The organism is Streptomyces sp. NPDC056161, from assembly GCF_042268025.1.
Classification (GTDB): domain Bacteria; phylum Actinomycetota; class Actinomycetes; order Streptomycetales; family Streptomycetaceae; genus Streptomyces.
Genome location: NZ_JBHJUV010000062.1, coordinates 1 through 25,489 on the forward strand (window position 1 = coordinate 1; position 25,489 = coordinate 25,489).

Genomic DNA, 25,489 nt, shown 5'->3' on the forward strand with positions numbered 1-25,489 from the left:
GCTGCGCCGGGAAGTAGAGGTAGCAGACCCCGCCGGTGCCCGAGGCCACCGTTCCACTGGCGTTGTACCGCTTGGTCCTGAGCCAGATGTTCTCCCACTCGCGCCGCGGGTAGACGCGGCGCACCGCGTCGTTGTCCGGTGAGGCCGGGTCGTTGGCGATCACATCGCCCTCGGCGGTGAAGCCGATCACCGTCATCAGGTGCCCCGAGGTGCCGTACCCGGCACCGGTCAGCTCGGTCTTGAGGAACGACTGGGACGTTATGGCCGGGATGCCGGCCGCGATCAGCGTCTCCAGGTCGGTGAGCGAGCCGAGCCGGGTGACCACGCCCTGCAAGCCCTGGAAAGTGGCCGCGTAGGCCGCGTTGAAGGGCCAGTTGCCGCACCCCTCGTACTGGTAGTCGTAGGTGTACCGGGCCGCGTGGTCCACCTGCGGGTCGGCGTAGCTCGGGTCGACCCAGGACAGTTGCTCGGGGGTGAGCCGGCCGCCCCAGTACTCGATGATCATTTGCGAGGAGGTGGGGCTGCACCACGCCTCGCCGCCGTTGTCGTACTCCGGGTACTGGCCGGCGTGCACCTCCTGCGAGTACCGCGGGACGAGGAGTTCCTGGGCGAGACCGGGCGTGGAGGCCGGGACGGTGAAGCGGTCCGGGACGTCGGAGCCCATCGCGCCGAGCCGCCACACAGTGGGGGTCAGCTTCGTGCCGGGCCTGCGGTAGAGGGTGAGCCGGAGCCGGTACGACACCAGGCGCAGCCCCGTGGAGGCGTCGTCGACGGCGAAGGTGTCCGTCCAGACGCTGCTCCTGCCGTCGCTCTGGCCGTCCACGGAGGTCCGCCGGATGTCCTGGTCACCGGCCGCCCAGCGGCCCATGACGTACCACGGGGTGGGCGTGCCGTCGGAGTACGTGCCGCTCAGCTCGACCTGGAGCCAGGTGCCCGCCGGGGTGTGCGCGTTCCAGGAGGCGATCGCCTCCGTGGCCGGGACGGTGAGGCGGTGGACCGGCGAGGTCCAGGTGGCGTACTCCCAGGCGGCGGTGGTGCCGGTGTGCGGGTCCGGGTAGTCGGTGGTGCCCGCGGGGGCGGCGATCACCACGCCGGGGCGGGCGCCCGTGACGGCCCGCGTCCCCTTGACGGCACCGGAACGCCAGTCGGCGTACGTGGTCCAGGCTCGGTAGTCCACGGTTCGGGCGGGTGCCGGGTCGTCGGCATCGGGGACGGACGCGGGCGCGGCGGCCGCCGGTGCTGCGCCCGAGACCACCGCGGCGGCGACCGCGGCGGTCAGGACGGTTCTGCGGGACGGGTGTTCGGCGTTGCTCATCGGCGGAAGTACCCCCAGGTGTCCGTGTCTGCGCAGGTCCGCTCCGCGGCGGTTCGGCTCCGGGCGGCGCTGCCGCGGGCCCGACGGCCGTACTGCTGTCCGCCAACTATGGATCAGGCGGCATGCCCCTGCCAGCACTTCGTCCCATGCCGCGCCCACGAATATTGGTCTCGTCCTCTGACGGCACCCGACCGGCCCCACGGGCGCCACTAGGATGTTTCCGAAATACCGCCCACGCACCTCACCCCGGGATCCGCCATTCACGACCTCGCCTCCCGACTGCGCCGCCTTCCGCCCTCCTGCGGTCCGGTCCGGCTGATCGGCGTCGACGGCCACGCGGGCTCGGGAAAATCCACGTTCACCGGGAAGTTGGCCGCCGCCCTGGGCGGGGCGCCGGTGCTCCACCTCGACGACATCGCGAGCCACGACGAGCTGTTCGACTGGACCGGACGGCTGCTGGCCCAGGTGATCGAACCACTGGCCCGGGGCACGAGCGCCTCGTACGCGCCCTACGACTGGCGGGCGCGGTCCTTCGGCCCGCCCCGCCCGCTCCCCCCGGCGCCCGTGGTCCTCGTCGAGGGCGTCGGGGCGGGGCGGCGCGCCCTGCGTCCGCACCTGGCGGGGCTGCTGTGGATGGAGCTGGCGCGCGAGGAGTCCTGGACCCGCGGGCGGCTGCGGGACGGGAGCGAGCAGCGGGAGTTCTGGGCCGGTTGGGTCGAGGCGGAGCGCCGGCACTTCGCCGCGGACCCCTCACGGCCGTACGCCGACCTGCTGGTGCACCAGTCACAGCGGGGGTACGAGGTGCTCCCGGGTCCCGCCGCGACGGGCGGATCCGACCGGATCGTCACACACGGTGACGGGCCGTCCGCTGCGTGTTGAGCTTGTGAAGATCCCTGCACGAGAACTTCTCCGACTGCTTCAACTCGGCTTGACCCGGGGGCCGTACAGGACTTACGTTCTCAATGTGCGGCCATTCGGAGCCGCCCACAGACGCGAAGCCCCCGGTTGTTCCCCCGTGATCGGGGGCTTCGTTCTGCCCGCACCCCCCTCTCCCGGGCGCTCAGCGCGCCGATCCGCTCACCGTCGGTCACTGTGCCGTGTGCGCCCCGTCTGCTCCCACCTCGTCAAACGGCCCCTGCGACACCCTTCGGCGGGCGCCCACCTCGCGGGTACGATGCCCCTGGTGCGACCTACGGACGGCAGTTTCGCGCACCTGCAACTCCGGTCCGCGGCACAGCGGTTCGACCAAAGGCGACCGCCGGGCACACGCCCGGCGGTGAACCAACGGGGGCACGGTTTGTGGGGGACGTGATGGACTTCGGCACGCAGGGCCCCGAGGCCCCGGCCGACCTCGCCTGGCTGCGAGGCGTGGACGCCTACACGATGGGCGGCTATCCGCAGGCGGAGGAGGAGTTCCGCACCGCGGTGCGGCTGGATCCCGGGATGGCCGACGCGTGGCTCGGGCTGCACGCGCTGCGCGTCGACACGACGACCGCTCTGCTTCGGATGTTCCGGCACCGGGACCGCTTCGGGGAGCAGCGGGCCCGGCACCGCCGGGCCCTCAACTCCTGGTACTGGCTGGGCTGGTGGGTCCAGCCGGTGCTGGAGAGCCCGCGCGACCTGCTGCTCGCGCACTCCTCGCACTGGCTGGACGGCCGCCATGTGCCGGAGCTGGACCGTGCGCTGGCCGGCCTGCCGCCGGTGGACGCCGACCCGCAGGTCCGTTTCCTGCACGCCTGCCGCGCCTATCTCGTCAAGGACTGGGAACAGCTCGTCCGGCACACCGACCCGCTGCTCGACGACGCCATGCTCGGCATCGAGGCGGGCCTGTTCGGCGGCATGGCCCGGGTCCGCCTGGAGACGTACGGCCAGGCGGAGCCGCTGCTGGCGGCGGCCCTGATGCGCTGCCGCAGCGAGCAGCCGCAGCGCAAGGAGCTGCGGTACTGGCTGGCCCGGGCGCACGAGGGCACGGGCCGCAGCGCCGCGGCCCTCCCCCTCTACCGGGCGGTGCACCGGGTCGACCCCGCCTTCATGGACACCTCGGCCCGGCTCGCCGCCATCGCCGACGGCGACGGGTACGACGACGCGGCGGACCTCGCGGCGATCATGCTCACCGGGGCCGGGCAGGACAGCGTGGACGGCCCGGACATGCTCGACTCCTTCTTCGGCGCCGAGGGTCGCGACCTGCGGCTGCCCGAGCCCGACCTGCCGCCGGCCGGCTCGCTGCCGGCGGTGACCGATCCGTCGGTACGGGAGCGGACCGGTGCGCCGTCGCCACCGCTGCCCCCCGTTCCCACCGATCCCGTCCTGCTGGCGCAAGCGCTCGCCGAACTGGAGCGCATGGTGGGACTGGAGCCGGTGAAACGCCAGGTCAAGGCGTTGTCAGCGCAGTTGAACATGGCACGGCTGCGGGCCGGTCAGGGACTGCCCGTACAGCCACCGAAGCGGCACTTCGTCTTCTCCGGCCCCTCGGGCACCGGCAAGACGACCGTCGCCCGCATCCTCGGCCGGGTCTTCTACGCCCTCGGGCTGCTCGGCGGCGACCACCTGGTGGAGGCCCAGCGGGCCGACCTGGTCGGCGAGTACCTGGGCCAGACGGCCGTGAAGGCCAACGAGCTGATCGACTCGGCCATCGGCGGTGTGCTGTTCGTGGACGAGGCGTACTCGCTGTCCAATTCCGGCTACGGCAAGGGCGACGCCTACGGCGACGAGGCGCTCCAGGTGCTGCTCAAGCGGGCGGAGGACAACCGGGACCACCTGGTGGTGATCCTGGCCGGCTATCCCGAGGGCATGGACCGCCTGCTGACCGCCAACCCCGGGCTGTCGTCCCGCTTCACCAGCCGGGTCGACTTCCCCTCCTACCGGCCGCTCGAACTCACCGCGATCGGCGAGGTGCTCGCCGAGGAGAACGGGGACGTGTGGGACGAGGAGGCGCTGGAGGAGCTGCGGTCCATCGCCGGGCACGTGGTCGACCAGGGGTGGATCGACGAGCTGGGCAACGGGCGGTTCCTGCGGACGCTGTACGAGAAGAGTTGCGCCTACCGTGATCTGCGGCTGTCGGGCTGCCCCGGCGCGCTGTCCCGGGACGACCTGGCGACGCTGCGGCTGCCCGATCTGATGCAGGCGTACGGCGAGGTGCTCTCGGGACGGGGGCCGCAGGATCCGTCGGCCAGGTGACCTGCGGATCCCGCGACCCGGTGCGGGCTGCCGGAAGGGTCCGGCCCGTGGGCCCTGCCCGGAGGGCCGGACCTGACCGGCTCAGCCCGCCAGTGCCTCCTCCGGCTCGCCGCTCACCCGCGGCTCCGTCACCCTGGCTCCCCCGGCCCGGCGGTGCGCGGGGTCCCGTACCTCACCGACCAGCAGCTCCAGTACGTCCTCCAGCGCGACCAGACCGAGGATCCGGCCGGACGCGTCGGCGACCTGCGCCAGATGGCCGGCGGCCCGCCGCATCACGGTGAGGGCGTCGTCCAGCGGCAGCTCGGCCCGGAGCGTGGTCATCGGCCGCCACACCTGCTGCGGCACGGCCCGCTCGGACTCCTCCAGGTCGAGGACGTCCTTCACGTGCAGATAGCCCATGAAGGCGCCGGACTCGGTGGCGACCGGGAAGCGGGAGAAGCCGGTCTCCGCGGTGAGCCGGACGATCTGCCCCGGGGTGACCGAGGGGGGCACCGTCACCAGCGACTCCCGTCCGAGGAGTACGTCGGTGACCGGGCGCGAGCCCAGCTCCAGCGCGTCCTCCAGGCGCTCCTGCTCCTCGGGGCCGAGGAGGCCCGCCTGCCCGGAGTCCTCCACCAGCCGGCCCAGCTGCACACTGGTGAAGACGGCCTCCACCTCGTCCTTGGGCTCGACCCGGAACAGCCGCAGGATGCCCTGGGCGCAGGCGCCGAGCGCCACGGTGATCGGCCTGCACAGGCGGGCGAAGGCGACCAGGCCGGGGCTGAGCCACAGCGCGGCCTTCTCCGGTGCGGCCATCGCCAGGTTCTTCGGCACCATCTCGCCGATCAGCAGGTGGCAGAAGACCACCGCGGCGAGGGCGACGACATAGCCGAGCGGGTGGACCATGCCGTGCGGCAGATGGATCCACTCGAACACGGGCTCCAGCAGATGCGCCACCGTCGGTTCGGCGACCGCGCCCAGGGTCAGTGAGCAGACGGTGATGCCGAACTGGGCGGCGGCCATCATCTGCGGCAGCCGCTCCAGGCCGTACAGCACCTGGCGGGCCCGCGCGGTGCCGAGCGGTTCGATCTGGCTGCGGCGTACGGAGACGAGCGCGAACTCGGCGCCCACGAAGAAGCCGTTGGCGAGCACGAGCAGCGCGGCGAAGAAGAGTTGCAGCAGGCTCATCGGACCGCCTCCACGGCCGGGGCCACGGGGGCGGTGCGCACCAGCCGGACGCGTTCCGCCCGGTAGTGCCCGACCTCGCGCACCGACAGCCGCCAGCCGGGCAGCTCGGCCCGGTCACCGGTGGCCGGGATGCGGCCGAGCAGGTCGGCGACGAGTCCGGCGACGGTCTCGTACGGTCCCTCGGGGACGTCGAGACCTATCCGCCGCAGGACGTCGACGCGGCAGCTGCCTTCGACGTCCCAGGCGGGTCGGCCGTCCTCGGGCGGGGCGGGTGCGAGTTCGGGGACGTCCTGGCCGTCGTGCTCGTCGCGGACCTCGCCGACGAGTTCCTCGACGATGTCCTCCAGGGTCACCACGCCCGCGGTGCCGCCGTACTCGTCGACGACGACGGCGATGGGCTGCTCGCTGCGCAACCTGGCCAACAGCGGCTGGACGGGCAGGGTCTCCGGGACCAGCAGCGCCTTGCGGGCGATCCGGCGGACCGGGGTGCGCAGCCGCTCGTGCGGCGCGATGGCCAGGGCGTCCTTGAGGTGGGCCATGCCGACGATCTCGTCGATCTTCTCCCGGTAGACGGGGAAGCGGGACAGCCCGGTGGCCCGGGTGAGGTTGACGACGTCCTCGGCGGTGGCCGAGGACTGGAGCGCGCTGACCTTCACCCGTGGGGTCATGACGTGCTGTGCGGTCAGCTCGCCCAGCGACAGCGTCCGCACGAACAGGTCGGCCGTGTCCTGTTCCAGCGCGCCGGCCTGGGCGGAGTGCCGGGCCAGCGAGACGAGTTCGCCGGGGGTGCGGGCGGAGGCCAGTTCCTCGGCCGGTTCGACGCCCAGGGCGCGCACCAGCCGGTTGGCGGCCGCGTTGAGCGCGGCGATCACCGGGCGCAGCAGCCGGGCGAAGCGGTGCTGCGGGCCCGCGACGAACCGGGCGACCTGTAGCGGCCTGGACACCGCCCAGTTCTTCGGTACGAGTTCGCCGATCACCATCTGGATCGCGGAGGCGAGCAGCATGCCGATGACGACGGCGACGCCGGGGACGGCGCCGTCGGGGATGCCGGTGGCGGTGACCGGGCCGCTCAGCAGTTCCGCGAGGGCCGGTTCGGCGAGCATGCCGACGACCAGGGAGGTGATGGTGATGCCGAGCTGGGTGCCGGAGAGCTGGAAGGACAGCTCCTTGAGGGACTCGACGACCCTGCGGGCGCGTCGGTCGCCGTCGGCCGCGGCCTTCTCGGCGTCCGGCCGCTCGACCGTCACCAGGCCGAACTCGGCCGCCACGAAGAAGCCGTTGGCGAGAATCAGCAGGAATGCGGCTGCGAGGAGCAGCAGGGGTGTGCTCATGATGCCGCCGCCTCCGCGGTATGTCGGGAGGGGGCGGCGCAGGTACTACAGGACGATCCGTCCATCGCCGGAGGTGGTCACTCCTCGGGTAGCAGGAACCCCTGTGCGCCGGGCGGCACAGCAGGGGCGGAGGCACAACGGGAACGCCTCCGCCCACCAGATTAATCAAGACACCGGCCGACGTGGCAGGGTGGCCGGGCCCCGAGTCAGCTGAGCAGCCGCTCCGGGCCCTGTCCGGCGCGGGCCTCGGCGAGGGCCCGCAGGGCCCTGGCGTCGGCGATGGCGCTCTGTTTGGCGATGCCCGGCTGGATGCCGAGCGCGGGCAGGCTGGAGCCGTCGCTGAGGTCGAGGAACACCCAGGGGTCGCCCGGACGGAGGTTCACCCGGAGGATCTCCGCCCACTCCAGACGGCGCCTGCTGGCGATGTTCACGACGGTGACACCGGACTCGTCGGCGACGACCCGGACCCGGGCGAGCAGCGCGAGCACCCAGAAGATCAGCGCCCCGACGAGGAAGAAGCTGAGCTGCTCCCCCGGGTTGAGCTGCTCCAGCAGGAGCGCGACTCCGCTTATCACCACGAAGATCGCCACACCGGAGGTGAGCAGGATCACCCGGGTGCGGTTCGGGCGGAAGGTCACGGGCAGGTCGGGCAGGTCGGACATGGGAGGCGCGGTCTCCTCGGTGTCACAGGCGGCAGGCGTGGATGGCCGTGGTGAGGATGGCCCGCGCGCCGATGTCGTACAGATCGTCCATGATCCGCTGCGCGTCCTCGGCCGGGACCATGGCGCGCACGGCGACCCAGCCTTCGTTGTGCAGCGGCGAGATGGTCGGGCCCTCCAGGCCGGGGGTGATGGCGACGGCCTCTTCCAGGTGCTCGGCCCGGCAGTCGTAGTCCATCATCACGTACGTCCGGGCGACCAGGACGCCCTGGAGCCGGCGCAGGAACTGCTGGACCTTCGGCTCGGCGGAGTCGTCGGCGCGGGCGCCGGTGCGGCGGACGACGATCGCCTCGGACTTCATGATCGGCTCGCCGATGATCTCCAGGCCGGCGTTGCGCAGTGAGGTGCCGGTCTCGACGACGTCGGCGATGACCTCGGCGACACCGAGTTCGATGGCGGTCTCCACGGCGCCGTCGAGGTGGACGACGGAGGCGTCGATGCCCTGGTCGGCGAGGTGCTTGGCGACGATGCCCTCGTAGGAGGTGGCGACCGTCCTGCCGTCGAGGTCGGCGACGCCGCTCGCGATGCCGGGCTTGGTGGCGTAGCGGAACGTGGAGCGGGCGAAGCCGAGCGGCAGGATCTCCTCGGCGTTGGCGCCCGAGTCGACCAGCAGGTCGCGGCCGGTGATGCCGATGTCGAGCCGGCCGGAGGAGACGTAGATCGCGATGTCGCGGGGGCGGAGGTAGAAGAACTCGACCTCGTTCACCGGGTCGACGATCCTGAGTTCCTTGGACTCCCGGCGCTGCCGGTAGCCGGCCTCATGCAGCATGTCCGCCGCAGGGCCGGACAGGGAACCCTTGTTGGGGACGGCGATGCGCAGCATGAGGTCGGCTTCCTTCGTGTGACGGGGCGGGGAGTGTGCGGGGGGGTGCTGCCCGTGGGCTCGGCCGGACGGCCTAGAGATGGGCGTAGACGTCGTCCAGGGAGATGCCGCGGGCGACCATCATCACCTGGACGTGGTACAGCAGCTGGGAGATCTCCTCGGCGGCCGCGTCCTTGCCCTCGTACTCGGCGGCCATCCAGACCTCGGCGGCCTCCTCGACGACCTTCTTGCCGATGGCATGGACTCCCTTGCCGACCAGTTCGGCGGTGCGGGAGGTGGCCGGGTCGCCATGGGCGGCCTTGTGCTGGAGCTCCGTGAACAGCTCCTCGAACGTCTTCTTGGACATGGTGGTCCCCACCCTACGCGGTTGCGGGGTCTCCTCAGCGCCAGGTCTCGGATACCGAGCGGAGCGCGGCGACGGTCGCGACCGCGGCGGTCACCGCCTCGTGGCCCTTGTCCTCGTGGGAGCCGTCCAGACCGGCGCGGTCCAGGGCCTGCTCCTCGGTGTCGCAGGTCAGCAGGCCGAAGCCGACGGGCACCCCGGTCTCCACCGCCACCTGGGTCAGTCCCTGGGTCACGCCCTGGCACACGTAGTCGAAGTGCGGGGTGCCGCCGCGGATGACGACACCGAGGGCGACCACGGCGTCGTAGCCGCGGCCGGCCAGTGCCCTGGCGGCCACCGGCAGCTCCCAGCTGCCGGGGACCCGGAGCGGGGCCGACTCCTCGATCCCCAGGTCGCGCAGGGCCCGCAGGGCGCCGTCGACCAGTCCGTCCATCACCTTCTCGTGCCACTGTGCCGCGACGACGGCGACCTTGAGGTCTCCGACGTTCTGGACGGACAGTTCCGGTGCACCCTTGCCGCTCACGTGTCTCCTCAGTGCTCTTGCTTACTTGTCGCCGCGGCCGGACGCGGCCTGTGCGTCCAGCCAGGGCAGGTCGTGCCCCATCCGGTCCCGCTTGGTGCGCAGGTAACGGAGGTTGTGCTCGCCCGCGGGCACGGGCATCCGCTCGCGCCCGTTGACCTTGAGGCCGTGGCGCAGCAGGGCGTCGGTCTTGTCGGGGTTGTTGGTCATCAGGCGCAGGCTGCGCACGCCGAGGTCGGCCAGGATCCGGGCGCCGGCGCCGTAGTCCCGGGCGTCGGCGGGCAGGCCGAGTTCGAGGTTGGCGTCCAGGGTGTCCCGGCCGCGTTCCTGGAGTTCGTAGGCGCGCAGCTTGGACAGCAGCCCGATGCCGCGGCCCTCGTGTCCGCGCAGGTAGACGACGACGCCGCGGCCCTCGTCCCGGATGCGTTCGAGGGCGGCGTCCAACTGCGGGCCGCAGTCGCAGCGCAGCGAGCCGAAGACGTCGCCGGTGAGGCATTCGGAGTGGACGCGGACCAGGACGTCCTCGCCGTCGCCGAGCTCGCCGTGCACGAGGGCGACGTGTTCGACGCCGTCGGCGGTGGAGCGGTAGCCGTACGCCGTGAAGGTGCCGTGCCGGGTGGGCAGGTGGACCTCGGCCTCGCGCCGCACGGCGGGCTCGGGCGTGGGCGCCCGCTGCGGGAGCGGGACCGGTGTGGGCACCCGTTGGGTGGCCGGGGCGGGCCGCTCGGTGAGGCGCCGGTGGGCGATCAGGTCCTCGATGGAGATGATCGTCAGGCCGTGCTTGCGTGCGAACGGGACCAGTTCGGGCAGGCGGAGCATGCGGCCGTCCTCGCCCGCGATCTCCACGATCGCGCCCGCCGCCCGCAGCCCGGCGAGCCGGGCGAGGTCGACGGCGGCCTCGGTGTGGCCGGGGCGGACCAGGACACCGCCGGAGCGGGCGCGCAGCGGGAAGACGTGGCCGGGGCGGACCAGGTCGCCGGGCTCGGCCGTGCCGCTCGCCAGCAGCCGGAGCGTGGTGGCGCGGTCGGCGGCCGAGATCCCGGTGGTCACGCCGTGGGCGGTGGAGGCGTCCACGGAGACAGTGAAGGCGGTCTTCATGGACTCGGTGTTGTCCTCGACCATCTGCGGGAGCCGCAGCCGGTCGAGTTCCGCGCCCTCCATGGGGGCGCAGATCAGGCCGCGGCACTCGCTCATCATGAAGGCGACGATCTCGGGGGTCACCTTCTCGGCGGCGATGACGAGGTCGCCCTCGTTCTCCCGGTCCTCGTCGTCGACGACCACGACCGGGCGGCCGGCCGCGATGTCGGCGACGGCCTGCTCGATCGGGTCGAGGCCGAAGTCCTCGATGTTGTCCGTGCCGTACAGGATCGGTGCCGCGGTCATGCGGGCGCTCCTTCCAGGACGGGCCGCGCGGTCCTGCGGGAGCGCAGCCACCAGTCGCGCAGGCCCCACAGGACGAGCGCGCCGTAGATGACGTAGACGAAGCCGGAGAAGGCGAAGCCGTTGGCGAAGTTGAGGGGGACGCCGACGGCGTCGACGAGGAGCCAGGCGCACCAGAACTCGACCATGCCGCGCGCCTGGGCGTACATCGCGACGACGGTGCCGACGAAGATGTAGGCGTCCGGCCAGGGGTCCCAGGACAGCGCGGGGTAGGCGTGGAACAGTCCGGAGACGGCGACCGTGCCGACGGCGGCGGCACCGGCCAGCACGGCCCGTTCGCGCCAGGTGGCGAACCGGACGGTGATGTGGCCGTCCGTGCCTCGCGCGGTGCCGCGGTTCCATTGCCACCAGCCGTAGCCGGCGGCGGCCATGACCACGATCTGTTTGCCCGCGCTGCCGGAGAGGTGGGCGGTGGCGAACGCGGCGAACAGGATCAGGCCGGACAGGAACTGCGTCGGCCAGCTCCACAGGGAGCGGCGCCAGCCGAACGCCAGGCCGATCAGGCCGAAGACGTTGCCGATCATGTCCGACCACTTGATGTGCTGGCCGAGGACGGTGAACGCCTGCGAGTTGAGCCAGTTCACCGGGTCGCTCCCCGGCCGGCGAGCAGCCGCTCGACGTACTTGGCGATGATGTCGACCTCCAGGTTGACCGGGTCGCCGGGCTTCTTGAGGCCGAGCGTGGTCAGGGCGAGGGTGGTCGGGATGAGGCTGACGGTGAAGTGGTCGGCGCCCGCCTCGACGACGGTGAGGCTGATGCCGTCGACGGTGATGGAGCCCTTCTCGACGACGTAGCGGGCGAGGTGCGCGGGCAGCGAGATCTTCACGATCTCCCAGTGGTCGGAGGGGGTGCGCGTCAGCAGTTCGCCGGTGCCGTCCACGTGGCCCTGCACGATGTGGCCGCCCAGGCGGGCGCCGACGGCGGTGGGGCGTTCGAGGTTCACGCGGGAGCCGACGGTGAGGGCGCCCAGGCTGGAGCGGTCGAGCGTCTCGGCCATCACGTCGGCGGTGAACTCGTCGCCCTCGTGCTCGACGACGGTGAGACAGACCCCGTTCACGGCGATGGAGTCGCCGTGCCGCGCGCCGTCGGTGACGACGGGGCCGCGGAGCCGGAAACGGGAGGCATCGCCCAGGTTCTCGACGGCGGTGACTTCACCCAGTTCTTCGACGATTCCGGTGAACACTTCCCGGGTCCTCCTGCCTCATTGGGGCACGGACTCCGGGGCCTGTCGATATCGACAGAAGGAACGGATGAGCACTCGGGGAACGGCGCCGGAGGGATCGCCCACAAGGGACGAACCCATATACGGCGGCGCGCACGGATGCCCGCCCGCCGCGCACTGCCTCCCATCCGGACTTTGACCGTCGGTCCAGGAATTTCACCTGATCAGCCGACCGCTGGACGCGGTCGGGTCGCGGACTGTAACCGCCGGTTCGGAATTTCACCGACCCCGGAGTGCGCTGCTTCTGGTACTCGACCAGTGTGCCACGCCCGGACACCGTCCAGACAGGGCGCCTCTGTGGGCTGTCTCACAGAGCGCCGTGCCGGACCCAGCCTCAGGGCCGTCGCAGGTCAACTACCGTTCAGGGGAACGTTCTTGACCATCGGTTCACACCCATTGACCTTACTGGTCTAGTCCTTTTAGGGTGCGGACGGGCCCGGTGGCGGTGACGACGGCCCTTGCCCGCCGCCGGGTCGCCAGCCTTCCGGCGGAGGGCCGGGCGACCACGGCCCGACGGCCGCCCGAAAGGACCCGCCCCGCGCGCCCCCTCTCGCCGCTTTCCCTTTCTGCCCGGCTTCTGCTGCCTTTCATTGAATTCCACCCCCTTTCCACACTTTTCCCGACTTCTCTCGCGTTTCGCCGACTTAGGTCACCTACTGGTCGTCTTCCCAGCGCTTTCACGTTCCTCCGCGTTTTCCGTGCCTTCGTCACCGACAGGGACCGCCTGCTCCGACGCCGCTTTCGAAACACGCCCTACTGGTCCCGGGGTGCGAACAAGTCGTCCTGGGCGCGTTCCCGCGCGGTCAGCAGGGCGCCGCGGAGCACGGCGCCGCCCCCCAGAGTGCTCGCGCGCACCTCGGTGGCCAGGGGCGACATCCCTCGGACCCGTTCCATGACCCGGGCCGCGAGCGTCGCGCCGCCCGCCTGGCCGACCTCACCGCCGAGGACCACGCAGCCGGGATCCAGAATCGCGACCACGGAGGCCGCGCCGATGGCCACCCGGTCGGCGAGGGCGTCGAGAAAGCGGTCGGCCGCGGTGTCGGCGCCCGCCTCGGCCCCGGCCACGGCGGCCCGGACCAGGCCCGCGGCGCGCGGCCCCTCCGTGTCGCCCGCGGCCACGGCGAGCCCGAACCCGTCGGCCAGCGCCTCGATGGCCGCGCCGCCCGCCAGCGAGTGGAAACCTCCCTCGCAGTCCGTCGCCGAGGGCAGCACCGAGGTGCCCGGCACGGGGAGGAAGCCGATCTCGCCCGTGCCGCCGGAGGCGCCGCGACGCAGGACGCCGTCCAGGACGACGGCGGCACCGGCGCCGTGACCGAGCCAGAGCAGGACGAAGGTGTCGCGGTCCCGGGCGCAGCCCTCGCGCTGCTCGACCAGGGCCGCGAGGTTGGTCTCGTTCTCCACGGTGACCCGGGCCGCGGGAATGCGCTCCTGGAGCGCGGCGACCAGCCGCCGGTGCCAGGCGGGCAGCCCGGAGGAGTCGCGGAGTTCACCGGTGACCGGGTCGATCAGGCCCGGCGCGCCGATGCCCACGGTGTGCAGCCGGTCGACCCCGGCCTCTTTCGCCGCCCGCTCGACCAGCGCCACCGCCTGCTCCACCGCCGGCCCGGTCCCGCTGTCCCCGGCGATGGGCACCGACGCCTCGGTGAGTACGCGGCCCAGCAGATCGGACACCAGCACGGAGACGCCCTCCGTGCGGACGTCGAGCGCGGCCAGATGGGCCCGGTCGGCGACGATGCCGTAGAGCCGGGCGTTGGGGCCGCGGCGCTGCTCTCCGGACTCGCCCACGATCGTGATCAGGCCGGATTCCGCGAGCCGTTCGACGAGGTCGGCGACGGTCGGCCGGGACAACCCGGTCAGGTGCTTCAACTGCCCGGCCGTGAGCGGGCCTTCCTCCTGCAACAGCCGCAGGGCGAGCCGGTCGTTGATGGCCCGGGCGGTGCTCGGTGATGCGGGCATGACGGGAATCCTCCCACTTCGGCGACGCCGTTCCCGGCCGCCCGTTGCCCTGCCGGGGACGGCAGAATACTCCCTATCTATCAGGCAGGGTCCCTGATAGTTTGCGCGGAGACAGCGGGGTGACCCATCCAGGGAGGGGCCGGAGCATGAGTGGCGTGATCCACACACAAGGTGAGGTGAAACGCTCCCGGTACGCCGTCGCGGCCGTGTTCACCGTGCACGGAGCCGTCACCGGCTCGTTCGCGACCCGGGTGCCCTGGATCCAGGACCACGCCTCGCTGAGCGCGGGCCAGCTCGGGTTCGCGCTGGCCTTCTCGGCGCTCGGCGCCTCGTGCGCGATGCCGCTGGCGGGCCGGATCAGTCACCGCTTCGGCAGCCGCACCGCGTTGCGCGGGCTGATCGCGCTGTGGACGCTCTCCCTGATCCTGCCCGGCCTGGCACCGAACCTGTACACGCTGTGCCTGGCGATGTTCGTCTACGGCGCGAGTTCCGGCACGGCCGACGTGGCGATGAACGCGCTGGGCGTGGAGGTGGAACGGCTGCTCGACAAGTCAATCATGTCGGGGCTGCACGGCATGTGGAGCGCGGGCGCCCTGACCGGCTCGGCCGCGGGCACCCTCGCCGCTCATCTGGGGTCGGACGCGCGGGTGCACTTCGGGCTCGCCGCGGCCGTCCTCACCCTGCTCGGCATCCTGGCCGCCGGCTGGGTGCTGGATCTCCAGGCCGCCGAGGACGAGGAGCCGCCGCCGCGGTTCGCGCTGCCGCCCCGTTCGGCGCTGCTGATCGGCGCGGTCGGCTTCTGCGCGGTGTTCGCGGAGGGCGCGAGCCTCGACTGGTCGGCGGTGTTCCTACAGGACCGGCTGGAGACCTCCGCCGGGCTGGCCGCGGCGTGCACGACCGGATTCATGCTGACCATGGCGGTGGCCCGGATCGCCGGGGACGCGGTGGTGAACCGGTTCGGCGCGGTGCGCACCGTCCGTACGGGCGGGGTGCTCGCCGCGGCGGGTGGGCTGTCGATCGTCCTCGCCGGGCATCCGGCGGTGGCGATGGCCGGGTTCGCACTGATGGGGCTGGGCATCGCGGTCGTCGTACCGCTGTGCTTCGCGGCGGCCGGGCACAGCGGCCCCAATCCGAGCCAGGCCATCGCCGGTGTGGCGACCATCACCTACACCTCGGGCCTGATCGCGCCCAGCATGATCGGCGGGGTGGCCCAGGCGACCAACCTGACGGTGTCGTTCTGCGTGGTGACCGTGCTGGCCTGCGGGCTCGCGGTGTTCGCGGGGGTGCTCCGCCCGCGCGGCCGGGCGCAGGCCGAGGCCGGCCGGCAGGCGGCGGCGGTGCCCGACCCGCAGCCCTGAAACGTCACCGCCGACGCCTCCACCGCCGCGGCCGTCAGCCCGCGATCGAGTCCAACTGCTCGGCGGCCGGGCGCAGTTGCCACAGGTCACCGCCGGGCGGCTCCGCCAGCAGCGGGACCGCCCGCCGGGCCGCCCGGTCCCCCGCGTCCGCCGCCGCCCGTACGACGTCGCTCGCCGCGAACCGTTCGAACTCCAGCTCCGGGTGCGGCCATGCGGCGGCGCCGGTGGCCGCGGGCAGCAGATAGTCCACGGCCTTGAACAGGCTCTGCCCGTCCGGTCCCCGGTAGGCCCAGAGGTCCACGCCGACGTGCCGGCCGATGGCCGCGAGGCGGGTGTAGGCGACCAGGTCGAAGGTCGAGTAGTGCCAGCTGCGGGTCCGGGCCAGCTCCTGGGGCTGGCTGCCGTCGCCCGCTATCTGCGGGTCGATGCGCCCGGCCCGCGCGTCCAGCACGGTGCGCCGGGCCAGGGCGGTGTCGCCGGTCGCGTAGGCCAGCGCGGCGAGCTGCATGTCGTAGAAGGTGCCGTGGTTGTTGGCGGCGGCACCTTCCTCCTTGCCGAAGTCACTGTCCTTCAGCCAGTCGCGGAAGTCGGAGTTCCACCGGGCCATGCCACTGCGGTCGGCCCCGGTCCAGCCGGGCGCCCCGGTGGCGAGGATCGCGAGCGCGTCGACGACGCCGGTGTACGACTGCGAGAAGTCGATGATGCCGATGGCCCTGCCGTCGTACTTGCAGGGGATGAACTGGGCGTGGTTCAGGTTCGGGTTCATCCTCGTGGCCGGGTCGAGGAACCAGGTGCGCAGGATCTGCCCGGCCTTCTCGGCGTAGCGCCGGTCGCCGGTGTAGTACCAGGCGAGCGAGAGGTCGTAGGCCGAGTCGAAGACCCTCTCGACGTCCTGGCGGTCGGTGCCGCTGTCCACTTCCGGATTGCGCTGTCCGTCCCGCTGGACGTAAGGGCAGCCCCAGGGGTTGCCGGCGGTCGGCGCCGTGCTCGGCCACCAGTAGGGGGCCTGGCTCAGATAGTCGTGGACGTCGCCGCCGGGGGCGGGTCTGGGCTTGTCGACGACCGTCCAGGGGCCCTGGTCCAGCCAGGTGTCCGCACGGGCCGTCAAGTCCTTGAGGACCGGCCACAGTCGACGGTCGCCGTGGTCCAGCCGGACCTTCGTCCGCTGGAGCCGGGCGCCGTCCAGGACGGCGGTGTCCGGGGCCTTCGGCGCCGCCTGCGCGCCGGGGACGACCACGGCCGCGAACGCCACCACCGCGGCGAGCAGGACCGCGGCGCGGGAGCTTCCACGCATCACACACTCCGATCATGGATATGAACGCAGTTCATGAGTGGGACCCGGTGAGCGTAGGACCACCAGGTAGCCGTGACAATGGTCCGGACCGTCATCACGTACAGAGAAAGTGACACCTCACCATGGACCTCGGCGTGCGCTGGAAGCTGCACGGTGACGGGCGCACGCCCGCGCCCGGAGCGGTGGTACGCCCCGACGAACGGCTGTCCTGGCCCCGCACGGTGGGCCTCGGCGCCCAGCACGTCGTGGCGATGTTCGGCGCGTCCTTCGTGGCCCCCGTGCTCATGGGGCTGAACCCCAACCTCGCGATCATGATGTCGGGCGTCGCGACGGTGATCTTCCTGCTCGCGACCCGCGGACGGGTGCCGAGCTATCTGGGCTGCTCCCTGTCCTTCGTGGGGGTCGCCGCGGTCATCCGTGCCCAGGGCGGCACGAGCGCCACGGTGACCGGGGCGGTCTTCGTGGTCGGCGTCGCGCTGTTCCTGGTGGGGCTCGCCGTGCAGCGCTTCGGGGCACGCATCATCCACGCGACGATGCCGCCGATCGTGACCGGCGCCGTGGTCATGCTGATCGGCTTCAACCTGGCGCCGGTGACCGCGTCCACCTACTGGCCGCAGGACCAGTGGACCGCCCTGCTCGTGATGGTGTTCACCGCCGTGTCCGTGGTCTGCCTGCGTGGTTTCTGGTCACGCATCGCGATCTTCCTCGGCCTGGTCTTCGGGTACGTCGCCTCCTGGGCCTTCGACCGGATCTTCGGCCGCATCCACTCGGTGGACGCGAGCGGCAAGCTCACCGACCACTGGCGCCTGGACCTGTCCGGCGTGGGCAGGGCCGACTGGATCGGGCTGCCGTCCTTCCACGGCCCGTCCTTCCACTGGTCGGCGATCCTGGTCGCCCTGCCGGTCGTCATCGCGCTGGTCGCGGAGAACGCCGGGCACGTCAAGGCGGTCGGCGAGATGACCGGCGATCCCCTGGACGACAAGCTCGGCACGGCGATCTCGGCGGACGGCGTCGCCTCGATGCTCTCGACCGCGGTCGGCGGCCCGCCGAACACCACCTACTCCGAGAACATCGGCGTGATGGCCGCCACCCGCGTGTACTCGACGGCGGCGTACTGGGCCGCGGCCGGCTTCGCGCTGCTGTTCGGCGTGTGCCCCAAGTTCGGCGCGATCGTCGCCGCCGTCCCGGGCGGGGTCCTCGGCGGCATCACCGTCATCCTGTACGGCATGATCGGCCTGCTCGGCGCGCAGATCTGGCTGCACGGCGGGGTGGACCTGCGCAACCCGCTGAACCTGGTCCCGGCCGCCGCGGGCATCATCATCGGCGTCGGCAACGTCTCCATGAAGTTCACCGACACCTTCTCGCTCAGCGGCATCGCCCTCGGCACGCTGGTCGTGATCATCGGCTACCACACGCTGCGCGCCCTCGCCCCCGCCCACCTCAAGGAGCAGCAGCCGCTGCTGGACGAGGGCACCTCCGCCTACGACGCGCCGGACACCGGGACGGACGGGCACCGCGCCGGTCCGTGACGAGCCGTGACGAGCCGTGACGAGCCGTGGACTCGGACGATCCGGGACGGGCAGTCACCTCGGCGGTCCGGGAGGGACGGTCACCTCGGCGGTCCGGACGGACGGTCACCTCACCGATCCGAGAAGGACGGTCATCTCACCGGTTCGGCGGCGTACTCCGGCATGCGCGTCGCGTCCGGGCCGGGCTCCGGGCGCGGTGCCCGGCCGGATCGGCGCTCCCCGGCGGCCCAACCCCCGCGCACGACGGCCCCGTTCCCTCGTTCCGGGGACCCGCCGGGCCCGTCGGCGCTTCGGCGGGCCCGAGGCTGGGACCCTGGCCCCCATGGCGCACTTGGAACAGCTCACCGCATCCGTCCGCACCGTCGACGCCGTCCTCTCGCGGATGCGCGCCCTGGCCGCCGGCCTTCCGGCCCGGGACGGGGTCGCGGTGTTCAACCGCGTCTACCTGACCGTCACCGAGGAGGTCGAACGGGGCCTGGGCACGGGGTACTTCACCGACCGGCGGAGCGCGATCGCGCTGGACGTCCGGTTCGCGCACCGGTATCTGGCCGCGGTGGACGCGGCCGCGGACGGCCGCCGCACACCGGCCTGTTGGCGGCCGCTGTTCCAGTTGCGCCGCCATCCGGGCGTACGGCCCGTGCAGTTCGCGTTAGCAGGCATCAACGCGCACATCGGCCACGACCTCGCACTCGCCGTGGTGGACGCCTGCCGCACGCTCGACTGCGAACCCGACGACCTGGAGGACGAGTTCGACCGGGTGGGCGACCTCCTCGTGGCGCTGGAGGAGCGCGTCCGCGAGGACCTGATGCCCGGCCCCGATCTCCTCCAGATCGCCGATCCGCTGACCCATCTGCTCGGCTCCTGGAGCCTGGAGCGGGCCCGGGACGCCACCTGGTCGGCGGCGCGGGCGCTGTGGGCGCTGCGCCGCTGCGGGGACCTCGCCGAGGAGTTCAGCGAACGCCTGGACGCGGTCGTCGGTCTCGCCGGCCGCCTGCTGCTCACCCCGCTACCGGACTGATCCGGCCATTGCGCAAGCCTTCCCAGGAACCGCCCTGCGACAAGGTTAGATTGACGGACAGCACTCGATCATGAAGGAGCACCGTCATGGCGACCCGGCTCGGACTCGGACTCCCGCAGATGCGCCACTACTCCATCGGCAGGGACGTACCCGACGTGGCGCGCGCGGCCGAACAGATCGGCTACGACAGCCTCTGGGTCTTCGAACGGGCCCTGTTCCCCGACCCGGCCACCCAAGGTCTCTACGGCATCGAGGGACTTCCCTGGCCGGACAGTTACCGGCACGTCGCCGATCCGCTGGTCACCCTCGCCCTGGCGGCGTCGGCCACCGAGCGGGCCGAACTCGGCTCCAGTGTGCTGGTGGCCCCGCTGCACCAGCCGTTCCAACTGGCCAAGGCCCTCGCCTCGGTGGACGCGGCGAGCGGTGGCCGGCTGATCGCGGGCTTCGGCACCGGCTGGTCCCTGGACGAGTACGCGGCGGCCGGGATCCGTCCGTTCGAGGAGCGCGGCCAGGTGCTGGACGAGATCATCGAGGTGTGCCGGGCGGTGTGGGGCCCCGACCCGGTGCGCTACGAGGGCCGTCTCACGAAGATCGCCTCGGCCGCGGTGGGGCCGAAGCCCGTCCGGCCGATCCCGGTCCTGCTGGCCGCGGGCAACAAGCGGGCACTGCGGCGGCTGGTCGACCACGCCGACGGCTGGCTGCCGGTGGCCACGGGCGCCGAGCAGCTGGCGGCGCAGTGGCGACAGGTGCAGGACCTGGCGGCCGAGCGGGGGCGTACGGAGCCCCTCCGTCTGGTCCTGCGGGCGAACTCGGTCCTCTCGGCCGAGCCCCACACCGGTTCCGACCGCCGGCCCTTCCAGGGCGATGCCGACCAGATCGTCGAGGACCTGGCGGCCCACGCCGCCGCCGGTGCGCAGGAGATCATCGTCGAGTTGCAGACCAGCGCCCGCGACGCCGAGCACCTGAAGGACATCGCGGCGGAGGTCCACGAGAAGGCCCGAGCCGCCGGGGTCTAGCCCCGCGGGGCCGGTCCAGCCCCGCGGAACCGGTCCAGCCCCGCGGAACCGGTCTAGTTCTCGGGGAGTTCCACCGGCGCGATCTCGTCGAACACGTCGCCAGGCCCGGGGTTGCCGGGATCCGTCGCCCCACCGAAGTGGTGCATCACGCCCCAGACCGCGTTCAGCGCGGTCTGGACGGCGCCCTCGGCCCACCCGGCGGTCCACGAGATGTCGTCGCCGGCGAGGAAGAGACCGCGCCGGCCGGCGGGCAGCCGGTCCTGCATGAAGTGGGTGAACAGCCGCCGCTGGTAGCGGTAGTGACCGGGCAGGTTTGCCTTGAACGCGCCCAGGAAGCAGCGCTCGTCCTCCCAGGAGACCGTCACCGGGTCGCCGATGACGTGCCCCCTGATGTCGACGTCCGGGTAGATCTCGCCGAGCGACTTCAGCATGACCTCCATCCGCTCGTCCGCGGACAGCGGCAGCCACTTCAGGCTGTCGTCGCACCAGGTGTAGGAGAGGCAGATGACCGCCGGCCGGTCCGGACCGTCGTCGAGCAGATAGGTGCCGCGGGTCATGCGGTCGGTGAGCGTCATCGACATCACGTCCCGGCCGGTGGCCGGGTCCTTGTCCCGCCAGAACGGCCGGTCGACCGGGACGAACAGCTTGCTGGACTCCATGTAGTGGGTGCGCTCGATCGCCGTCCAGTGGTCGATCGGAAAGAGCGAGTCGTCGCAGGCGATCCTGGAGAGCAGCAGCCAGGACTGGGCGGTGAAGACGGCCGCCCGGTAGGTGCGGACGTCGCCGTTCTCGTCCGTCACCGTGATCCGGTCGCCCGCGGTGCGATGCAGCCGGGTCACGGCGGGACGCGGCTCGCCGTCGTCGTGCAGCGACGCGAGGGAGGTCCCGGGGGACCAGTGCACGATCTTCTCCGGCTCGCGCCGCCACAGGCGCAGCGGCAGTTGCTGCGAGCCTCCGACGATGCCGCGGTGGTGGTCGTCGGCCTCGGTGTAGACGACGCGCAGGATCTCCAGGATGGAGTTCGGGAAGTCGGTGTCCCAGCCGCCGGTGCCGAAGCCGACCTGCCCGAAGATCTCACGGTGCCGGAAGGATCTGAAGGCATCGGAGTCGCACAGGAATCCGTAGAAGGTCTGGTCGTCGAGCTTCTCGACGAGCCGCGCCCAGATCTCCCGGATGCGCGGCACGTCCCGTTCGCGTAGGGCGCGGTTCATGGCGGAGAAGTCCGCGCCTTCTTCGAGACACCTGCGCCAGGCGTCGGCGACGTCCCGGTAGACCTGCGGCAGGTCGTCGATCGTGGTGGCGTAGTGCGACTCGCCCTTGAGGTCGACGACGGTGGACGGTGTCGCCTCGGCGAGGGGGTTGGGGAACGGGCTGGTCCGAAGGCCGACGAGGTCGATGTAGTGCTGGAGCGCCGTGGCGGACGGCGGGAAGCGCATCGCGCCCAGCTCGGCGGTCAGGGACGGGTCGCAGCCGTCGAAGCCGACCGTGCGCAGCCGGCCGCCGAGCTGGTCCGCCTCGTACACGACGGGCCTGAGGCCCATCTTCATCAGCTCGTAGGCGGCGACGAGGCCGGACAGGCCACCACCGATGACCGCGACCTCGGTGCCGTGCTCGGTCGCGGGTATCTGGCCGAGGCCCGCCGGGTGGGCGAGGAAATCGTCGTACGCGTAGGGGAAGTCCGGTCCGAACATGGTGATCGGCGGTTGCGGTCTGGCTGCCTGCTCGACGGCGGCGGGCACCGTGGACGTCATGGGGTACGGGCTCCTTGCACGGGTGAACTCAAGGGGAGGGCTGGCGGTGCTCAGACCAGGGACCGGTACAGGCCGGGGCGGCGGTCCCGCAGATACGGGTTGGCCTCGCGGGATGCCGTGAGGAGGTCGGGGTCGGCGTCGGCGAGGACGAGTTCCGCGGTGCGGCCCGCCCGGCCGCGGGCGACGCCGTCCGGGCCGGCCAGCGCGGACAGCCCGGCGAACTCGAACTCGCCCTCCGGGCCGACCCGGTTGACGTACGCGATGTACATCTGGTTCTCGAAGGCCCGCACGGGAACCAGCGACTCGGCGACGAACTGGTACGGGTGCATCAGCGCCGTCGGCACGACGAGCAGGTCGGTGCCGGCCAGCGCATGGGCCCGGACGTTCTCCGGGAACTCGACGTCATAGCAGATCAGCAGGCCGACGGTGCGGCCGTTCAGCTCGGCCTGTACGACCGGCCGGTCGCCGGGGGTGAAGTGGGCCTGTTCGAAGCCGCCGAAGAGGTGGGTCTTGCGGTAGTTGGCGAGCCGGGTGCCGTCGGCGGAGATCAGCTGGGCGGAGTTGTGGACGGCGCCGCCCGCGCGCTCCGGGTAGCCGTAGGCGATCGCGAGACCGCGCCGGGCGGCGATGCCGGCGACCGCGGCGGCGCCCGCCCCGTCGGCGGGCTCGGCGAGCCGGCCGACGGCGTCGCCGATCGCGTACCCCGTCAGGAACAGTTCCGGCGCGGCCAGCAGCCCGGCGCCCGCGGCGGCGGCGCGGGCCGCGGCCTCGTCGAGGACCTTGAGGTTCTCGACGACGGATCCGGGGCGGCCGGAGCTCTGGAGCAGGGCGGTGCGCATGCGTGATCCTCACCGGTGGGTGGCGGGGGGCGGGGGCATCTAGACCGTACGGTCGGCGCGCCGGGCCGGACAAGAAGCAGCCGTTGCGCACCGGTGAGCGGTTCGTTGCGTGCTCCGCGGCCCGGCCGGCGATTCGTTGCGCGTCCGCCGGCCCGACGGGCGCGCAACGCATCGCCGGGTCGTGCCCGGCCACCCATGGATCGGCATGGGCACGCGCGCGTACGTAAGCGCGCGTGCCCGGCGGTGTCTGTCGCCCGCGCCGCATCGGCCGTGGGCACCGGCCGCCGGCGCCTGGGGACGGACGTCGGTCCGGGGTGACGGTGACGGTGGATCAGCCCGGCGCGCCCGAGGAGAACCGGCGCAACAGGGGCGACAGCACCAGCACGGACTTGGTCCGTTCCACGAACGGCTCGCCCGCGATCCGCTCCAGCACCCGTTCGAAGTGGCGCATGTCGGAGGCGAAGACCTGGACGACGGCGTCCGCGTCACCGGTGACGGTGGACGCGGCCACCACCTCCTGGTAGCCCACCAGGCCCCGCTGAATGGTCTCCGGAGAGGTGTTGCGCCGGCAGTAGACCTCGATGAACCCCTCGGTCTCCCAGCCGAGCGCCGCCGGGTCCACCCGTACCGTGAAGCCGGTGATGGCGCCGGTGGCGCGCAGCCGGTCCACGCGCCGTTTCACGGCCGGCGCGGACAGGCCGACCAGGTGCCCGATGTCCGCGTAGGAGCGGCGGGCGTCCGCGGCGAGGGCGTGCACGATGCGTGCGTCGAGATCGTTCAGCACTGCGGGTGGTTCACTTCTTCGTCGGGGTCCTACTCCGCCGCCGCGACGGTCTGCGGGGTCGCGAGACGGGGACGGCGATGGCCGTACACGAAGTAGAACACGAGCCCCACCCTCATCCGGACGCCGCACACCACGCAGATGACCGTCGACGGACCGCCCCGGACCGCCCCTCATGCGGAAGGTCAGCCGTGCGTCGCACGGCACCGTCCCGCCGCCGCACACCGTGCTCCGCGACCGCGGGTCCTCCCCCGGTTCCCGGCGCGGCGGCGGGTCCGGCCGCCTGCCGGGCCGCGCGCCGCGGCCGGGTCAGTTCCAGCTGGCGTGCAGCGGCTTGCCCTCGGCGTAGCCGGCCGCGCTCTGCACGCCGACGATGGCCTTCTCGGTGAACTCGTCCAGGGAGGCGGCGCCGGCGTAGGTGCAGGCGGAGCGGACACCCGCGATGATCGAGTCGATCAGGTCCTCGACGCCCGGGCGGGCCGGGTCGAGGAACATCCGGGAGGTGGAGATGCCCTCCTCGAACAGCGCCTTGCGGGCGCGGTCGTAGCCCGACTCCTCCGTGGTGCGGTTGCGCACGGCACGCGCGGACGCCATGCCGAAGGACTCCTTGTAGAGCCGGCCGCTCGCGTCCTGCTGGAGGTCGCCGGGCGACTCGTACGTGCCGGCGAACCAGGAGCCGATCATGACGTTGGAGGCGCCCGCCGCCAGCGCCATCGCCACGTCGCGCGGGTGCCGCACTCCGCCGTCGGCCCACACGTGCTTGCCGTACTTGCGTGCCTCGGCGGCGCACTCCAGCACGGCCGAGAACTGCGGCCGGCCGACGCCGGTCATCATGCGGGTGGTGCACATCGCGCCGGGGCCCACGCCCACCTTGACGATGTCGGCGCCCGCCTCGATCAGGTCCCTGACGCCCTCGGCGGAGACGATGTTCCCGGCGACCACCGGGACCTGCGGGCCGAGGTCCCGCACCAGCTTGAGCGCGTTGACCATCGACTCCTGGTGGCCGTGCGCGGTGTCGATGACGAGCGTGTCGACGCCGGCGTCCAGCAGTTGTTTCGACCTGCCCGCCACATCGCCGTTGACACCGACGGCGGCGGCGATGCGCAGCCTGCCGTGGGCATCGGTGGCCGGCGTGTACAGCGTGGCGCGCAGCGCGCCCTTGCGGGTGAGGATGCCGGCCAGCTTGCCGTCCCCGTCCACCGCCGGGGCGTAGCGGCGGTTGGCCGTGTCCAGCGTGTTGAAGGCCTCGCGCGGGTCGATGTCCGCGTCGAGCAGCAGCAGGTCGCGGGACATGACCTCGGTCAGCTGGGTGAAGCGGTCGACCCCGGACAGGTCCCGGTCGGTGACGACACCGACCGGGCGGCCGGTCCCGTCGACGACGACACCCGCGTTGTGCGCCCGCTTCGGCAGCAGGGCCAGCGCGTCGGCGACGGTCTGGTGCGGGGCCAGCACGATCGGCGTGTCGAGGACCAGGTGGCGGCCCTTCACCCAGGCGATGACGTCGGTGACGACGTCGATCGGGATGTCCTGCGGCACCACCACCAGTCCGCCGCGCCGGGCCATCGTCTCGGCCATGCGCCGCCCCGCGATGGCGGTCATGTTGGCGACGACCAGCGGGATCGTGGTGCCCGTGCCGTCCGGGGAGCTGAGGTCCACGTCCTGACGCGAGCCCACCGAAGAACGGCTCGGCACCATGAACACGTCGTCGTACGTCAGGTCGTAGGGCGCCGACGAACTCGGCACAAGCCGACCGGTACCCGGCTCAAGAAAACGCATGACCCTACTTTTTCACGTGAAACGGCGCAGGTCACTGCCGCGAAGACACGACGAAGGGGCCCCATGCCCGTTGGTTCCTCCAAGGGGGCGGAAGGGGCCGCGCCGGCGGGAAGC

The 25,489-nt window shown here is 72.2% G+C and carries 22 protein-coding genes and 1 riboswitch; of the genes, 6 read left to right on the forward strand and 16 right to left on the reverse strand.

Annotated features, from left to right (window positions below; genetic code table 11):
* Positions 1 to 1,315 (reverse strand): peptidase C39 family protein (locus ACFC09_RS38370; RefSeq protein ID WP_376536365.1); only part of this gene is annotated, 1,315 nt, incomplete at its 3' end.
* 258 nt (positions 1,316 to 1,573) lie between these two features.
* Between ACFC09_RS38370 and ACFC09_RS38375 the strand changes: the two genes are divergently transcribed.
* Both ACFC09_RS38375 and ACFC09_RS38380 read left to right on the forward strand, forming a co-directional pair.
* Positions 1,574 to 2,194, forward strand: a complete 621-nt coding sequence (locus ACFC09_RS38375) for a uridine kinase (protein WP_376536445.1) — start codon at positions 1,574 to 1,576, stop codon at positions 2,192 to 2,194.
* A gap of 432 nt (positions 2,195 to 2,626) precedes the next feature.
* Complete coding sequence (locus ACFC09_RS38380; RefSeq protein ID WP_376536367.1) at positions 2,627 to 4,492, forward strand: AAA family ATPase; 1,866 nt, start codon at positions 2,627 to 2,629, stop codon at positions 4,490 to 4,492.
* An 81-nt stretch (positions 4,493 to 4,573) separates the two neighbouring features.
* Here ACFC09_RS38380 and ACFC09_RS38385 read toward each other — a convergent pair whose 3' ends face one another.
* The 10 genes from ACFC09_RS38385 to ACFC09_RS38430 form a co-directional block, all read right to left on the reverse strand.
* The gene (locus ACFC09_RS38385; RefSeq protein ID WP_376536369.1) at positions 4,574 to 5,659 is read right to left on the reverse strand and encodes a hemolysin family protein; all 1,086 of its coding nucleotides are present in this window, start codon (positions 5,657 to 5,659) and stop codon (positions 4,574 to 4,576) included.
* Positions 5,656 to 6,990 (reverse strand): hemolysin family protein, encoded by a 1,335-nt coding sequence (locus ACFC09_RS38390; protein ID WP_376536371.1) that lies wholly within the window; start codon positions 6,988 to 6,990, stop codon positions 5,656 to 5,658. Before ACFC09_RS38390 ends, ACFC09_RS38385 begins: the two co-directional genes overlap by 4 nt.
* Positions 6,991 to 7,196: 206 nt before the next feature.
* Positions 7,197 to 7,652, reverse strand: coding sequence for a PH domain-containing protein (locus tag ACFC09_RS38395; protein WP_376536373.1), 456 nt, complete (start codon positions 7,650 to 7,652; stop codon positions 7,197 to 7,199).
* 22 nt (positions 7,653 to 7,674) lie between these two features.
* Positions 7,675 to 8,532: an ATP phosphoribosyltransferase gene (gene hisG / locus ACFC09_RS38400; RefSeq protein WP_376536375.1), complete on the reverse strand. Its 858-nt coding sequence runs from the start codon at positions 8,530 to 8,532 to the stop codon at positions 7,675 to 7,677.
* A 73-nt stretch (positions 8,533 to 8,605) separates the two neighbouring features.
* Entirely contained in the window at positions 8,606 to 8,878 is a 273-nt protein-coding gene (locus ACFC09_RS38405) for a phosphoribosyl-ATP diphosphatase (RefSeq protein WP_128789165.1), read from the reverse strand.
* Between the two features lie 34 nt (positions 8,879 to 8,912).
* Positions 8,913 to 9,398 (reverse strand): 6,7-dimethyl-8-ribityllumazine synthase, encoded by a 486-nt coding sequence (ribH, locus tag ACFC09_RS38410; RefSeq protein WP_376536378.1) that lies wholly within the window; start codon positions 9,396 to 9,398, stop codon positions 8,913 to 8,915.
* A gap of 21 nt (positions 9,399 to 9,419) precedes the next feature.
* The gene (locus ACFC09_RS38415) at positions 9,420 to 10,778 is read right to left on the reverse strand and encodes a bifunctional 3,4-dihydroxy-2-butanone-4-phosphate synthase/GTP cyclohydrolase II (RefSeq protein WP_376536380.1); all 1,359 of its coding nucleotides are present in this window, start codon (positions 10,776 to 10,778) and stop codon (positions 9,420 to 9,422) included.
* Positions 10,775 to 11,419, reverse strand: coding sequence for a nicotinamide riboside transporter PnuC (locus ACFC09_RS38420; RefSeq protein ID WP_376536382.1), 645 nt, complete (start codon positions 11,417 to 11,419; stop codon positions 10,775 to 10,777). Before ACFC09_RS38420 ends, ACFC09_RS38415 begins: the two co-directional genes overlap by 4 nt.
* The gene (locus tag ACFC09_RS38425) at positions 11,416 to 12,018 is read right to left on the reverse strand and encodes a riboflavin synthase (protein WP_376536384.1); all 603 of its coding nucleotides are present in this window, start codon (positions 12,016 to 12,018) and stop codon (positions 11,416 to 11,418) included. The genes ACFC09_RS38420 and ACFC09_RS38425 overlap by 4 nt, the downstream gene beginning before the upstream one ends.
* 149 nt (positions 12,019 to 12,167) lie before the next feature.
* Positions 12,168 to 12,298, reverse strand: a riboswitch (FMN riboswitch).
* A 512-nt stretch (positions 12,299 to 12,810) separates the two neighbouring features.
* Positions 12,811 to 14,013 (reverse strand): ROK family transcriptional regulator, encoded by a 1,203-nt coding sequence (locus ACFC09_RS38430; RefSeq protein ID WP_376536386.1) that lies wholly within the window; start codon positions 14,011 to 14,013, stop codon positions 12,811 to 12,813.
* A 146-nt stretch (positions 14,014 to 14,159) separates the two neighbouring features.
* On the opposite strand from ACFC09_RS38430, the gene ACFC09_RS38435 reads away from it, so the two are divergent.
* Positions 14,160 to 15,371 (forward strand): MFS transporter, encoded by a 1,212-nt coding sequence (locus tag ACFC09_RS38435; RefSeq protein WP_376536388.1) that lies wholly within the window; start codon positions 14,160 to 14,162, stop codon positions 15,369 to 15,371.
* 34 nt (positions 15,372 to 15,405) lie between these two features.
* Here ACFC09_RS38435 and ACFC09_RS38440 read toward each other — a convergent pair whose 3' ends face one another.
* Positions 15,406 to 16,665 (reverse strand): alginate lyase family protein, encoded by a 1,260-nt coding sequence (locus ACFC09_RS38440; RefSeq protein ID WP_376536390.1) that lies wholly within the window; start codon positions 16,663 to 16,665, stop codon positions 15,406 to 15,408.
* A 122-nt stretch (positions 16,666 to 16,787) separates the two neighbouring features.
* On the opposite strand from ACFC09_RS38440, the gene ACFC09_RS38445 reads away from it, so the two are divergent.
* The 3 genes from ACFC09_RS38445 (at position 16,788) to ACFC09_RS38455 (ending at position 20,228) form a co-directional block, all read left to right on the forward strand.
* Entirely contained in the window at positions 16,788 to 18,194 is a 1,407-nt protein-coding gene (locus ACFC09_RS38445) for a uracil-xanthine permease family protein (protein ID WP_376536392.1), read from the forward strand.
* Positions 18,195 to 18,516: 322 nt separating this feature from the next.
* Entirely contained in the window at positions 18,517 to 19,212 is a 696-nt protein-coding gene (locus tag ACFC09_RS38450) for a DUF5995 family protein (RefSeq protein ID WP_376536394.1), read from the forward strand.
* A gap of 86 nt (positions 19,213 to 19,298) precedes the next feature.
* Complete coding sequence (locus ACFC09_RS38455) at positions 19,299 to 20,228, forward strand: LLM class F420-dependent oxidoreductase (RefSeq protein WP_376536396.1); 930 nt, start codon at positions 19,299 to 19,301, stop codon at positions 20,226 to 20,228.
* 53 nt (positions 20,229 to 20,281) lie between these two features.
* Here the strand turns inward: ACFC09_RS38455 and ACFC09_RS38460 are convergent, their stop codons facing one another.
* The 4 genes from ACFC09_RS38460 to ACFC09_RS38475 all read right to left on the reverse strand — a co-directional run bounded on the left by ACFC09_RS38460 (position 20,282) and on the right by ACFC09_RS38475 (position 25,375).
* Complete coding sequence (locus ACFC09_RS38460; protein ID WP_376536398.1) at positions 20,282 to 21,979, reverse strand: FAD-dependent oxidoreductase; 1,698 nt, start codon at positions 21,977 to 21,979, stop codon at positions 20,282 to 20,284.
* 50 nt (positions 21,980 to 22,029) lie between these two features.
* Positions 22,030 to 22,818 carry a carbon-nitrogen hydrolase family protein gene (locus ACFC09_RS38465; RefSeq protein ID WP_376536400.1) on the reverse strand — a complete coding sequence of 263 codons (789 nt, stop codon included), beginning with the start codon at positions 22,816 to 22,818 and terminating at the stop codon, positions 22,030 to 22,032.
* 331 nt (positions 22,819 to 23,149) lie between these two features.
* The gene (locus tag ACFC09_RS38470) at positions 23,150 to 23,602 is read right to left on the reverse strand and encodes an Lrp/AsnC family transcriptional regulator (RefSeq protein WP_376536402.1); all 453 of its coding nucleotides are present in this window, start codon (positions 23,600 to 23,602) and stop codon (positions 23,150 to 23,152) included.
* A 306-nt stretch (positions 23,603 to 23,908) separates the two neighbouring features.
* A complete protein-coding gene (locus tag ACFC09_RS38475; RefSeq protein ID WP_376536404.1) occupies positions 23,909 to 25,375 on the reverse strand; it encodes a GuaB1 family IMP dehydrogenase-related protein in 1,467 nt (488 codons plus the stop codon).
* Positions 25,376 to 25,489 lie beyond the last annotated feature (114 nt).